The 13,221-nt window shown below is 43.4% G+C and carries 13 protein-coding genes, 2 tRNA genes and 1 rRNA gene; 13 read left to right on the top strand and 3 right to left on the bottom strand.

Going from position 1 to position 13,221, the window contains the following annotated elements:
- The first annotated feature begins 146 nt into the window (after positions 1-146).
- The 6 genes from rrf (at position 147) to AAIH57_RS08775 (ending at position 3,036) form a co-directional block, all read left to right on the top strand.
- Positions 147-263 (top strand): 5S ribosomal RNA (rrf, locus tag AAIH57_RS08800).
- A 35-nt stretch (positions 264-298) separates the two neighbouring features.
- Positions 299-375, top strand: a tRNA-Met gene (locus AAIH57_RS08795).
- Positions 376-380: 5 nt separating this feature from the next.
- A tRNA-Leu gene (locus AAIH57_RS08790) sits at positions 381-461 on the top strand.
- Positions 462-772: 311 nt separating this feature from the next.
- On the top strand, positions 773-1,531 hold the full coding sequence (locus AAIH57_RS08785) for a cupin domain-containing protein (RefSeq protein WP_430021292.1): 759 nt from the start codon (positions 773-775) through the stop codon (positions 1,529-1,531).
- Positions 1,532-1,622: 91 nt separating this feature from the next.
- On the top strand, positions 1,623-2,069 hold the full coding sequence (locus tag AAIH57_RS08780; protein ID WP_430021290.1) for a carboxymuconolactone decarboxylase family protein: 447 nt from the start codon (positions 1,623-1,625) through the stop codon (positions 2,067-2,069).
- Between the two features lie 37 nt (positions 2,070-2,106).
- Positions 2,107-3,036 carry a sigma-70 family RNA polymerase sigma factor gene (locus AAIH57_RS08775; protein WP_175399120.1) on the top strand — a complete coding sequence of 310 codons (930 nt, stop codon included), beginning with the start codon at positions 2,107-2,109 and terminating at the stop codon, positions 3,034-3,036.
- A gap of 86 nt (positions 3,037-3,122) precedes the next feature.
- Here AAIH57_RS08775 and AAIH57_RS08770 read toward each other — a convergent pair whose 3' ends face one another.
- Positions 3,123-4,076, bottom strand: coding sequence for a hypothetical protein (locus AAIH57_RS08770; RefSeq protein ID WP_430021289.1), 954 nt, complete (start codon positions 4,074-4,076; stop codon positions 3,123-3,125).
- Positions 4,077-4,336: 260 nt separating this feature from the next.
- Between AAIH57_RS08770 and AAIH57_RS08765 the strand changes: the two genes are divergently transcribed.
- Both AAIH57_RS08765 and AAIH57_RS08760 read left to right on the top strand, forming a co-directional pair.
- Positions 4,337-5,020: a DUF1361 domain-containing protein gene (locus AAIH57_RS08765; protein WP_430021287.1), complete on the top strand. Its 684-nt coding sequence runs from the start codon at positions 4,337-4,339 to the stop codon at positions 5,018-5,020.
- 269 nt (positions 5,021-5,289) lie between these two features.
- On the top strand, positions 5,290-6,318 hold the full coding sequence (locus AAIH57_RS08760) for a serine hydrolase domain-containing protein (protein ID WP_175399171.1): 1,029 nt from the start codon (positions 5,290-5,292) through the stop codon (positions 6,316-6,318).
- Positions 6,319-6,414: 96 nt separating this feature from the next.
- Here the strand turns inward: AAIH57_RS08760 and AAIH57_RS08755 are convergent, their stop codons facing one another.
- Positions 6,415-7,437, bottom strand: coding sequence for a serine hydrolase domain-containing protein (locus AAIH57_RS08755; RefSeq protein ID WP_430021286.1), 1,023 nt, complete (start codon positions 7,435-7,437; stop codon positions 6,415-6,417).
- Positions 7,438-8,029: 592 nt separating this feature from the next.
- Between AAIH57_RS08755 and AAIH57_RS08750 the strand changes: the two genes are divergently transcribed.
- The 3 genes from AAIH57_RS08750 to AAIH57_RS08740 are packed head-to-tail and all read left to right on the top strand — an operon-like array spanning position 8,030 to position 10,494.
- Positions 8,030-9,334, top strand: coding sequence for an SPFH domain-containing protein (locus tag AAIH57_RS08750; protein WP_430021284.1), 1,305 nt, complete (start codon positions 8,030-8,032; stop codon positions 9,332-9,334).
- Positions 9,334-10,077: a hypothetical protein gene (locus AAIH57_RS08745; protein ID WP_430021283.1), complete on the top strand. Its 744-nt coding sequence runs from the start codon at positions 9,334-9,336 to the stop codon at positions 10,075-10,077. Before AAIH57_RS08750 ends, AAIH57_RS08745 begins: the two co-directional genes overlap by 1 nt.
- An 18-nt stretch (positions 10,078-10,095) precedes the next feature.
- Positions 10,096-10,494 carry a hypothetical protein gene (locus AAIH57_RS08740; RefSeq protein WP_430021282.1) on the top strand — a complete coding sequence of 133 codons (399 nt, stop codon included), beginning with the start codon at positions 10,096-10,098 and terminating at the stop codon, positions 10,492-10,494.
- 238 nt (positions 10,495-10,732) lie between these two features.
- On the opposite strand, the gene AAIH57_RS08735 is transcribed toward AAIH57_RS08740, so the two are convergent.
- The gene (locus AAIH57_RS08735; protein WP_430021280.1) at positions 10,733-11,446 is read right to left on the bottom strand and encodes a hypothetical protein; all 714 of its coding nucleotides are present in this window, start codon (positions 11,444-11,446) and stop codon (positions 10,733-10,735) included.
- 174 nt (positions 11,447-11,620) lie between these two features.
- On the opposite strand from AAIH57_RS08735, the gene AAIH57_RS08730 reads away from it, so the two are divergent.
- A complete protein-coding gene (locus AAIH57_RS08730) occupies positions 11,621-12,199 on the top strand; it encodes a cupin domain-containing protein (RefSeq protein WP_175399112.1) in 579 nt (192 codons plus the stop codon).
- A 204-nt stretch (positions 12,200-12,403) separates the two neighbouring features.
- Complete coding sequence (locus tag AAIH57_RS08725; protein WP_430021279.1) at positions 12,404-13,102, top strand: hypothetical protein; 699 nt, start codon at positions 12,404-12,406, stop codon at positions 13,100-13,102.
- Positions 13,103-13,221: the final 119 nt, after the last annotated feature.

Here is a 13,221-nt window from a genome sequence, read left to right as displayed (position 1 = left end):
CTGGGGGTGGAAGTGCAGCAATGCATGGAGCTGACCAGTACTAATCGGTCGAGGGCTTATCCAATATGCAGGTTTTAGTCGCAAGTTCGTTTCGGATCTAGTTTTCAGAGAATAATCTCTGAACGCATTTGTTTCACAAATGCTCGTTTGGTGGCGATAGCGGAGGGGTTCCACACGTACCCATCCCGAACACGACCGTTAAGCCCTCTAGCGCCGATGGTACTTGGACCGAAGGGTCCTGGGAGAGTAGGACGTTGCCAAGCGAAACCCCACTGGGGTGTTTTTTATTACATAGTGTGGCGGCGTAGCTCAGCTGGCTAGAGCGTACGGTTCATACCCGTGAGGTCGGGGGTTCGATCCCCTCTGCCGCTACCATATATGCGCGTGTGGCGGAATTGGCAGACGCACTAGACTTAGGATCTAGCGTCTTTGACGTGGGGGTTCAAGTCCCTCCACGCGCATCTTCTGAACAGTCAGACAGGATTAAGAGTGATTTCTCTTGATCCTGTCTTTTTTTTATTTAAAAAATCTTGATAATGTAATCAACGTTATTTTGCATTTTTTACAATTGTACAGCAGCCTACTCCAAAAAGTTTTAATATCTATATGATTCAGTTAATCGTGAAAGCAAATCCAGATTTAGATATATTCAGGATAGGGTTGTTTGTCCTGCATCCACTCTTGGAGAAATGGGCTCACGCATATGTGCCCAGGGCATAAGCTGGCGTATAGGTTTTTACCTAAACCATGAGCGAAGGGCAGGCGTTATATTTTGGCAACCTCTTATATGGATTACACTTTACCAACGACTCAGTTTACGTATGATGTGAACCAGAATCAACTGTTCAAAAAGGATGATAATAACTATATTAACTCCCTCTCCATTAAACAGTTAAATACATTGGGAAATGCATCCCTGCTTGATATTTATTTGAGTACTGGCAATGTAGTAGAGCCGCACATTCACCAGAACGCAACAGAGCTTGTATACTGCATCAGTGGTTCTGCTGTAGTTTCTCTAATCAACCCCTTTACTAACGAATTGTTAAACTTCCCCATTAATCCAGGTCAGGTAGCGAATGTTCCCCAAGGCTGGTGGCACTATGAAATTGCAACTGCAGATCATACTCACCTGCTGGCCATTTTTGATGCACCCGTTCCTGAAGCAATATTTGGTTCGGACATTCTGCGCCTTACGCCTGCGAGTGTGCTGGCCCATACGTACTGTCTGGATGAGAACAAGGTTAAGGAAACATTTGCTCCTATTCAAAAAACGGTCTTCATTGGACCACCTGCAGATTGTGCGACTCAAGTGTCGCCAGCTGCTGAAAACATGCCAAAACCCAACAGCCAGCCGAACGCTCAGCCTTATGTACAAATGCAGTACGCGCCAAGTCCGGAAATTATGTATTCCGATCCAATGAACCCAACATATGAACATCATCCGAATGCTGCCTATATGCCGTCAGAGACAGGTTATATGCCATACTCGGTACAGCGCCCTTTTATCGGCAACGGCTGGAGATATTAATTGCCCCATCGTAAATTTTTTTGAATGTGTGTCACAGATTCCGCAGCTCATTTGTCTTCAGTATGTACACTACAATACGGAGGCGAATGAAATGAATTTGAGAATGAACCACAGAGCAGTGAATCCGGGAGCTTTCAAGGCATTATTGGCAATGGAGCAGTTTGTGTCGGGTCAATTTGAAGACAAAGTATTATATGAGCTGTTAAAAATCAGAGTATCCCAAATCAATGGCTGCGCGTTTTGTCTTGATATGCATGCCAAAGATTTGATGAAGCTGGGCAATTATGCAGATCATATTTTGATGCTTAGTGTTTGGCGTGAGGCTCCTTTGTTTACGGAAAAAGAACGTGTTATGCTTGAACTGGCTGAAGCAGTGACTCAAATTTCGCAACAGGGCGTGCCACTGGAATTGTATAACAAGGTTCGTGAACACTTTAATGAAGCTGAACTGGTGGATCTGATCATGGCGATCAATACCATCAACAACTGGAACCGAATTGCAATTACGACAGGCATGTATCCCGGCTGTTTTAATTAAACATATACAATAACCACTGCCAGAGGAGGCCATTCAAATGAATCCTGATTATCCCACTAATGAGCCAGAAGAGTCTTCTCTGGAAGTTGGTGAACTGTATATTCGTTATAAAGCGTATGCGTTCTCCATTGCTTACCGAATGCTTGGAAGTGTTGTGGAGGCGGAGGATGTTGTTCAGGACTGTTTTACAGGCCTGCAGGGCAAATCTGCCGAGATCATCCGTAACCCCAAATCCTACATAGCCAAACTCGTGGTGAACCGGAGCCTGAATTTCCTCAATTCTGCCCGTAATCAGAGAGAACATTATGTTGGTGAATGGCTTCCTGAACCCATAGGTGAGATGGGGATTCTGCCTGAAGAATCCTTCGAGCAGAAGGAAATGATCTCTTATGCCTACCTGGTTCTTCTGGAACGTCTCACACCCGTGGAGCGCGCTGTATTCGTTCTTCGTGAAGCATTCCAATACGAGTACCGGGAGATCGCAGATTGGCTGGGCAAAACGGAGAGCAATTGCCGTCAGATATTTAGTCGGGCCAGACGCAACCTGCCGGATCAACTTCCTGACAAGGAACAGACCCAGGTGGATCGTGCTGCCAAAGAAAAATTGCTTGCGCGTTTCACGACCGCTTTTCTCAATTATGATGTGACTGCCATGCTTGATCTTCTCTCTGAACAACCTGTATTTACCGCAGATGGTGGTGGGCGGGTGCATACAGTTATGAAATCCATGATGGTTCACAAGGGCGTCATGGCTCTTCTGACCTCCAGACGTGTGCTTACCCGATTAAGGGAACGGGAATGGGTGCCCACGGTTATCAATGGAGAGCTTCACGTTGCACTTATGAAAGAGGGGAAGTTAAGCGAGGTATTATGTCTTCAACCCGATTCATCGGGTGAACGCATCGAGGCCGTTTATCTGGTCGTAAACCCAGATAAACTGACAAGAGTCTCAACGATAGCCAATTGAATTATAATGAAGTGATTTTGGAAAAAAGAAAAGCGGCATGCTCCTGCTAGAGGAACAGCCGCTTTTTGCGTTTTGAATTGTCAAATTCATGAATTGACGAATTGGTCTTCGACGGATTCAATCATTTTCTGTATTTGAGGAGTAAGCTCATCATGGTTTTGATTCAGGAGTTCAACAATTTGTTCAATGGTATCCAGAAGAACACTTTGGGTGTTGGCATCCCTGTTTTTGATCGCCTTCTCGTATGCATTTTTCACTTCAGGATCGAGCGTGCGAACCTCTTCATCGGTGTACCAGTCATAAGCAGGAGAATTGTCACTGCCGTAAAAGATATAATGGACAATCAGGGAGTTCTGAATGGCAGAAGTGCGATTGGAGTTCGGGAAGTTACGCAGAAAAGCTTCCTTCTCCAGGGTACGCCGGATGAGTTCATCCCAAGTGACGGAGATGGCCGCATCAGAAATAGTGGCTTGATTGGATTCGTCAGCCATGATATTAATGTATGCAGCAATGTCTGGTTTCACATAAGGCTGGAACTTCTTGTACATTTCATAATTGATGATGGGATAATAGATGCCTTCACTGGTCTCCAGCTTGAACCCCAGATCGGATGCCTCTTGCAAAAGGCGGCGAATGGAAGGCTCCTTAATTTCCTTAAGCAGACTGGTGTACGTCAGTTTTTGTTCATAACCCATTTTGGAATGTGCATCAAAGAGGGCACTTTGCACCGGATTGCTATATATCGTCTCATCCATTTCAGCGAGCTTGATTTTCTGGACGTTCTCAAGCTGCAATGTCATCAACGTGGCTTGCCATGGACTAACTTCCTTTATATGATTCGTCAAATATTTACGAGCCTGAATAAGACTGGACGAAGAGTTTTTGGCATTTTTCCAATAGATCTGAAACTTTGAATACACAGCTTTGGAAGCTGGCACAGAGGCCGCTGATGCTGTTGGAGGTACAAAAGAGACACCAATCGTAGTACAACCCAGTGTAAAAGCAAGAAAACCCAGTTTGATCCTGTGTTTCAAGCGCATACATTATTCCCTCCCCAAATGGTCTGTGCATAGATTAAACCGGTTTTTGGTAATGGAAGCAAGTAAAACAGTGATATGGATATTGGCGAAACGGAGTGGAACGGATATATCGCATGTGCTGAATCGTATCTGAATGTAAGCGAATTTGATTCTTATTAAGGACATGGTATGATCCTAGTGTAGTGTATTTAATATAATGCATTGTTATGATAAACGATACAAGGGAACGACATTTCCGAAAAATAAGTGAGGTAGACTCGTTGAGACAACTGAATTATATTAAAGTTTTTATTTTCCTTAGCTTGGTAACTGTTGTGACGGTAGGGTTGTATTATATAGCCGCAGATTGGCTGGACCAGCAATATTTTCGATTTCTTATCTGGAATCTGTTTTTAGGATGGATTCCGTTTGTCTTTTCTTATATTGCGTATGGGTTCAGTTACGTGAAGTGGAGGGCTGCTCCATGGCTTGCAGTGGCATGTGCGCTAATGTGGCTACTTTTTTTCCCGAATTCATCTTATATCGTAACGGATCTTGTTCATCTGACGGCACGAAGCTCGCGTTATTATGCTGGCAACGGTCTCGATTACAAATACTGGTATGATCTGATTGTTGTACTCATGTTTGTCTGGACAGGCGTGCTGCTTGGTTTTTTGTCCATGTATCAGCTGCAGGAAGTCATTTATCGGAAAATTGGAAGTGTGGCATCGTGGGTCTTTGTACTGGCAGGATGTGCATTGGGGAGTTACGGTGTACTGCTCGGGCGGGTTTACCGTTTGAACAGCTGGGATGCCTTAACCAATCGTGATATGTTAATTAAACTGATGGTTGAGAGTGTCAGCCGCCCATCACTTGCATTTTGCATGTTCTTTGGCATATTTATTCTTACCATCTATGTGTCGCTGTACTATCTCATCAATACAAGATCTGCAATTGAGAAGTGATATTCCACCCTTAAGGCCTCCTTCAGAGATATTCTGGAAGAGGTCTTCTTGTCTCAACGCTTTTTGAAATTAGTGGGGATAGTATCCGTTATTTGGTGAGAATGTGCAGGAATAGAAAGGATGATGAAGAAATAAAACAAAGCTAGAGCATACATAGAATAGTCTGTAGGTGATTGCATTCCTCTTTTACTCATTGATTCATATATAACGTCGCGTAATCACAGTCACAATATAGGAAGCAAATGAAAAGAAGATAAAGGATTGATATGATGATGAATGTAACGGAATTGACACGCAAGATAGAAGAAGAGATGAATCGGATTGATTTTTCAGGTGTAGTTTTGTTAAAACAAAATGGGCGGACACTCTTGAATCTGAGTCGTGGATATGCCAATCGCAGCGATGAAATTTCCAATCAGACAGATACCCGGTTTGGGATTGCTTCTGGATGCAAGATCTTCACTGCGGTGAGTATCTGCCAACTAATTGAACAGGGCAGGCTGTCTTATGACACAAGGCTTGCAGATGCGTTGAATATTGATTTTCCTCTTTGGGATAAAGAGATTACGATACATCAATTGTTAACGCATACCTCGGGCATCCCGGATTACTTTGATGAAGAAGTCATGGAGGATTTCGCGGACCTGTGGAAAGAGCGGCCTGTTTATGCCATGCGGAATGGCAGTGACTTTCTGCCAATGTTCCAGCATCTGCCGATGAAGTCGGTTCCAGGTGAACGTTTCCACTATAACAATGCGGCCTTTATTGTATTAGGCTTGATTGTGGAAGAACAAACCGGACAGTCGTTCACTGACTATGTGCAGAAACATATTTTTACCCGATGTGGCATGAAGAATTCCGGATATTTCTTAACCGATCAGCTTCCGCGTAACACAGCGATCGGATATATCGATCATGACGACGGATCGTGGCACACCAACATTTTCTCGATTCCGGTCAAGGGTGGAGCAGATGGTGGGGCATACACAACAGCAGCGGATATGATTCGCTTCTGGGATGGTTTATTGAATTATCAATTATTGAGTGAATCGGCAACGCACAAGTTGATTACGCCCCATGTACAGGAAGAAGATGAAACCTACTATGGGCAGGGTGTTTGGATTGATCGGAAAGAAGGAGATATTTTCAAAGTGCATGTCATGGGGTTCGATCCAGGCGTGTCGTTCATGTCGTCCGTGTATCCGGATCATGCTACACAACTGGTGGTACTCTCCAATAAGGAGTCGGGTCCGTATCCCATAACGCTTGCCGTTCAAGAGGCGCTGGGATCAAATTGAAGAGTTGAGTCGGTATAAACGAATAGCCCCCGATCCGCCGGCAGCACCCGGTCATGATTTGGGGGTTATTGTTTTAGAAGGACCAAGTGAAACTGTCTATAAGCATTTCAATAATTGAGGGGCAATTAATCTTGGGAACACATCAAGTGGAGGTTTTTCCTTTTTTCGCTTGTCATTGGTCAAGACTGTAACAAGTTCAAGCTCAGGGACGATGTACACGAACTGCCCCCCAAACCCTCGTGCGTAGTAATAGTTCAATACAGGCTTGTTCTGCTCAGTGGTAACTATAGAGGTAGACTGTGACCCGGATATGGAACTACCATCTTTCCCTGATTCGGATGGTTCATCTGCCACGCAAGTATCGACCCACCAGTGCCATCCATAGCTTCCACGATTCGGCGGGGTGACAGTGATGGCTGGCTCTGTAGAACGGGCAACCAGGTCACGCGAAATCACGGTTTCCCCATCCCACATGCCTTGCTGTAAGAACAATTCACCGAATTTAAGCAAATCGGCAGGTAATAGTTTCATTCCGAATCCACCCGTATGTACACCCTGTGGATCGCGCTCCCACTGATACTCCTTAATCTCCAAAGGGCCAAACAAATAACGTTCCGCAAACTCGGCTATGCTCATTCCAGTTTGTTGCATAAGGATGGCCGCAAGTATTTGCGATACCCCCGAATTATATTCCATATGTGTTCCTGGTGTATGACTTAGGCGCTGCTCCAACGCAAAGTTCACCCAGTGATCGGTGCGTGTCATGCGTGGAAAAGAATTTTGTCCGCCAAACTCATCCCAGTTAAAGCCAGCTGTCATCGTGAGCAGCTGTTCCAGGGTAATTAGCGGTTTGCGCAAGTCAGGATCCGATGCCAGCTCCGGAAAAAAGGTAGAGATCGGTGTGGATGCCTCCGGCAGCCAACCGTGATCCATCGCGATACAGATGAGTGCAGACAGCACACTCTTTGTGCACGAATTAATTTTGGCCATATGGCTCGCTGCTTCTTGATTACGATAGTGTTCATAAATGACCTCACCACGTACGCTGACAAGGCAGCTACGCAGATCCAATGGCGGGATAATTTGACCTAACTTGGTTGGTATGGATGAAGGATTCATAGTGTCCCTTTCTGAACTTGTTGTTTAACTCAATGAAAAATAGGTGTCCATAATATTAGCACAGGAACTGTACTGAGCTCAAATTTTTGTGTCTGAGTTTGAGGAGACCTCTGATATACTCTGCAACGATGTCTATCTATTCTTCATGATAAGCTTGAGCATAATGCAGTATCTATTTTAGTCAAAAAAATAGATTACAGATGTGGAACATCAGGAACATCAGGAATATCAGAATGTAGGAACATTTGATGCATTGATGGCCGAACCTGCAACATTTATTGAAGGGATTCCATACTAAGACTCAATACTTTCCGATAAAGAATCTACGAAACTATAATTTGAACCTCTTTAACATTTGAGTAGTGGAAGAGGTTTTTTTGTATAGCGTTAATTAATATTTAGGAAAAATAACACAGGAAAAATGAACTATTTTGATGCGAAAGGAGGTTAGAAATGGTAAAATAGCAATGCTTAAACATGAATTCAATAGAATAATAGATGTGGATCTTAAGACTTTTTGGCATGTAAAACTATAGTAGGCACAATATCATTGAGCTTTGTAGTAATCATATACTGAAGTGAGGAATTAAACATGGCGATTATTGATGTAATTAAGTATGATGGCTCACCTGATGTGTTTGCCTGGAAGCATCCCGAGAACGAACTGGGGACATGGACGCAGCTGATTGTGAATCAATCCCAGCAAGCTATACTCTTCAAGGATGGAAGGGCTCTTGATTTATTTGGGCCGGGTCGTCATACGTTGAGTACCGCAAATATCCCGATTCTAAACCGGATTGTTAACCTTCCGTTCGGTGGCAAGTCCCCTTTTGCAGCAGAAGTATGGTATGTAAATCAGGTAAGCGCACTGGACGTCAAATGGGGAACAGCCAATCCGATTCAGATACAGGATCCCAAATACAATATTATAGTCCCGGTAAGGGCTTTTGGACAGATGGGAATCAAAATCGCGGATTCGCGTAAATTTTTGGTCAAGCTGGTGGGAACATTGTCTGAATTTAACCAAGTCAATATGATCAATTACTTCCGCGGGCTGATTATCATGAATATTAACTCCATGTTGTCATCCTATTTAATACATAGAAAAGTCAGTGTTTTGGAGATCAATGCATATATCGCAGAAATATCCCGACATTTTGCAGATACAATAGCTTCCACCTTTGAAGAGTTTGGTATCGAACTTATTAATTTATATATCCACAATGTGAACCTGCCTGAAGAAGATCCTTCTGTCATCCGATTGAGGGAAGCGTTAGCACGCAAAGCTGAAATGGATATTATTGGGTATACCTATCAACAGGAACGTTCTTTCGATACGCTCGAAGGTGCAGCCAAAAATGAAGGAAGTATGCAGTCTGACATTATGGGTGCAGGGCTTGGCATGGGTATGGGAGTCGGTCTTGGCGGCTCTTTCAGCAGCGAGATGTCCCAGATGTCACGGGTGATGTCCACTACTGAAACGCCTATAATGCATATTTGCGAACATTGTCACCATCCGAATCAGGAATACGCTTCTTTTTGCAGTAAATGTGGCAAGTCCCTAAAGATGGAATCAGCATCAACAAACTGTAATAATTGTGGGCATGCATTGCAAAAGGGGACCAAATTTTGCCCGAATTGCGGTGACAAATATCATGCATGCCCTTCGTGTGGAGCAGATAATTCAGAGAATGCCTTAGAGTGTATTCAGTGCCATCAGCCCATGCCTAGTCCCTGTCCAAAATGTAACCATATGAATTCCGGTAATACCAAATTTTGCGGTAATTGCGGTACCAGTTTGGCATTAAAATGCAGTCAATGTCACCATGAAGTGAAACCGGGTCAGAAGTTCTGTCTGGATTGCGGACACAATCTGCAAGAGGGAGGACAGGTCTAGTGACTACTAAACAGAGTGATTTCCTTATTTTAAATGCAATCTATCTGATCTGTATGGTGGTAACCTCAATCGTTTCATTTACGATATTTAATCATGCGGTTGTATCTGTTGCATTTTGGATTAATCTGATCGCTTCCTACGTCGCGATTACGGCGATCTGGATGTATATACGTTATATCATGAGGAATTTGGAACAGGTTAAACGATTTGTACCTGGCTATACAGCGTTAGGTGTAATTGCAGTCATTTACCTCCTTTGTGTAGTAGTTTACTCTCTATTCACAAGCACAGCTCATTTTGCGCTTCGCTGGTTCACGTTAGTACATATCGTAACATTGGCGTTGGCATTAATTCTGTGTGGGATAATTATGATTTATATTCGAAATATGCATCGTCAGGAAGCAGACGGGCAAACGAAAATCGTAACCCTTCAGCTAATCGACAAAGCTCTCCAACAATTTCTCCATACATTGGAAGATGCCCCCGCTTCAACTGTAGACGAGGAGAGAAGATACGTGAGTTCTTTAATTGAGCTTGTAAGGTACAGTGATCCCATTACTCCAGATTCACTTACATATAATGATCACCAAATTTTACTGGATATTGAATTAATGAATAATGAACTCGTCAACCAATATGCATCCGGTGAAGGGGTAAACAGTGAGCGCCTGTCTGCGCAATTATCACAATTAAAACACCGGTTAACCGAGCGAAATCAACACTTATTTGCAAGCAAATCATAAGTTTCAGGAGGAAAAGCTGTGAAAAAATTTTTTGGGATCATATTAATTTTGATTTCATCTCTAACTATTCTTTTCTCGTTGTTTCTAGTATCAGAAGGAACTGATGTTGCCGTCATTAGTACCATTATTTTTTTTATTCCTGGTGTTATCGTGCTCGTTACGGGCATTAAAATGTGTAGTAAACCCAAATTTCACCCTAATGTTTATGGGGCTGACTATTATCACCATCAGCACCCCAACCATGACGAGTATTATGAAGAAGAATACGATGAAGAGTACGCTGAGCATGAAGAGGAATTTGAGGAACCACAAGAGGCTGTTTCAGTGAATTGCCCAGGCTGTGGGGCGAAGGCAAAAGTGTATCAGAATATGTCGACTGAATGTGAATATTGCGGCACAACAGTCCGAGCATCATAAGTTTGACTTGACTCGGCATGACTGTTGGAAAAGTTTAAGCCTGATTCCTAAAAGGAACCAGGCTTTTAGTCATTTAATTATCCAAATGGATATTCTCTTATCTCATCAAAAACCTATATAACTCTATGCTTGTACCCTATAGTCCGTTGGAACGGGGTTTCTGACTTGGTTTTAACAGGTTTGGGGTGTTGTTATTGATAATATTCGAGCTTAATGAGTCGTTAGAACATCAGATGGTTCAGGGTGTCCATTGATCATGGACAATTCCGACAAGGGAGTGGTCCTGACCGATCTTTTCAAATACCAGACGCAGTGTATGCCAGTCTCTTCCGTCTGGCTCTGTGCCATTAACATGGAATTCAACAAAATCATGATTGGCTTCAGGGTATACCTCGTGTAAATTGCCGAGATGAGCATCTTCTCCAATCATGGCGTTTACGGCGTTTTCCCCATCATGAATGAAGTCTTTGTTGTACACATATTTTTGATGATAATCCGCATAAGTCATTTCAATGCTCTCTTCGTTACCAGGCGTGCTTCGCCATACATATTTGGTGGTGTCTTTTAGAAGTCCGCTAATTTCATCCGGTTTAAACACCAGATCATTTTCGGGATCAATGTTGGCAAAAGGGGAGAAGCGAACCCCTTCCTGTGAGGCCCAAGAGGCTATGGTTTCCATATCTTCTGCTTGAAGAGCTTTAATAATGGTTGTCGATGCTTCGGTAACGGTCGGTGGCTGGCCCTCAACCGGTTCACTGGTTTCCTTGCTTGATTCGGTATCTTCTGTTTTTGTATCTGTATTGCTTTCCGTTGGTTTATCCTGTTGTTCCTGAATCGTCTCCGTCTCCGCAGTTTGAGGCTCGGCACTCTCTTCAGGGGCTGCACTGCAGGCCGAGAGAGCTGAAGTGACAATGATGCCAAGTGCGAGAAACTTAATTGGTTTCCACTTCAAAATATATCCCTTCCTTCATAAATGTTTCTTACCTTATAGACGTGATTGATCACAAGAAGTTACAGACCAAGGAAAAAAGATGAACAGCAGGTTCATTTTAGACAGCATGATCTAAATTCCTGGCGCATAAAGTACAACAATGAGATGTACGTCCATAAGGAGGAAAATAATAGCATGATAAATCCTATTTTGCAATCCCCGAATGTACAGCTCGCGGGTGACTCCAATGCGGTTTTGAACTATCAGCGAGATGCGCGTAATTATGTTACACAATTATTCGGGGAACAACTGCCTGCGATTCAAAATGGATTCTTCAATGTACACATGAGCAAAGGTATTATTGTTCAGCCTCACTGGCATACCAACGTGACTGAAATGATTGTTTTGATTAGTGGTGAGATTACAACTTCTGTATTTGATCCCTTTACCCGCAGGCGAATGAATTACCATCTGAAGCCCGGCCAGGTCTCCATTTTCCCAAAAGGATGGTTTCACTGGTTTGTGGCCGATACGGATGATGTGCACTTGTTAACGATATTTGATCAGCCAACACCTGATATTGTACTGGGTGCAGACTTCCTAGCTGCAACGCCTCCTGAAGTTGCCCATAGAGCTTACTGCATAGATGAAGAAGCTTACGCCAAAGCAATTGCATCCATAAAAAATGACGCCATCCTAGGACCGCCGATTGGCTGTGTCGACTCTGTTTCGGATCAAGCTACTCAGGCATCCAAAACTAAAGGTGAACTATAGTATCTGCTTCAACGAAACTGTTCAAGTCTGTGACCGGAAAATGAATCGGGTTACAGGCTTTTGTTTTGCAGAAATGTACACATTCAAATTTGTTGGTTAATATAGGTGTATCTTATGATGATCACGATTAAAGGATTGGCGGAGGAACATGGCAAATAAACGTGAAGATATTCAATACAGCAAGGTAACGGAGGGAAACCATTCATGACGATCACGAAAACGGGAATATTGGAAAAAGCGATGAGTTATGCACCGATATTGATGTTTGATCAGAATGAACCATTTTATCCGGATTTAGTCGGCATTTCCATATTGGAGAAGCCAGGACCTTCTCCGTCATTTAATCGCGAAATTCTTTTTCCGCTTGAGGCCGTACAATTTGTCATTGAATATGCGATATGGTGGGATTACGAGATTGGTCATCTGTATGAACTGGAGCATGTTTGGGTATATGTTGGCCATGATGGTGAAGTAGTGGATTGTGAAGTCAGTTTCCATGGCAAGGTGCTGCGGGGATTACTGAAAGATCGGGTGAACATGGTTGATCGTCATGTCTGTCTCTACTCACAACCCGGTAAACACGCATTTTCGCCGCTTCCTGTCGTGTTTGAGCTGCTGCCCGATTTGTACTCTGCTGCAGGTGTCAAAGCGGGTTGTGACGGACTGTTAGTGAACGACTTGTTCAAAGACTATTATCAAACAAATGAATTGATTGACGCCCGTGTCAGGGACTATCTTCAGACAAAAGCCTTTGTGCCTGCCATGCAGTTCAAGGAGTATATATTGGAGCCAGAGAGGTTTATGACATGGGACAAACTGTTTGAGATTATCCCGCAGCGAATTATGAGCCGATTAATCGAACTGGAACAAATGAATCAAAAAAATGGAGATTTCGACGCATGAGACCTTGCACGAATCTGAAATGAGATCAAGACCGTCACAAAATTAAGGTCGAAAAAGACAAGTGCTTCAATTCCCAGGTCTGGGAGAAGAAGCACTTGTTGCTGTATGGAGAGACATAT

Source organism: Paenibacillus sp. MABNR03 (genome assembly GCF_050455445.1).
GTDB classification, from domain to species: Bacteria; Bacillota; Bacilli; order Paenibacillales; family Paenibacillaceae; genus Paenibacillus; species Paenibacillus xylanilyticus.
This window is presented reverse-complemented; position numbering and strand designations above follow the sequence as displayed.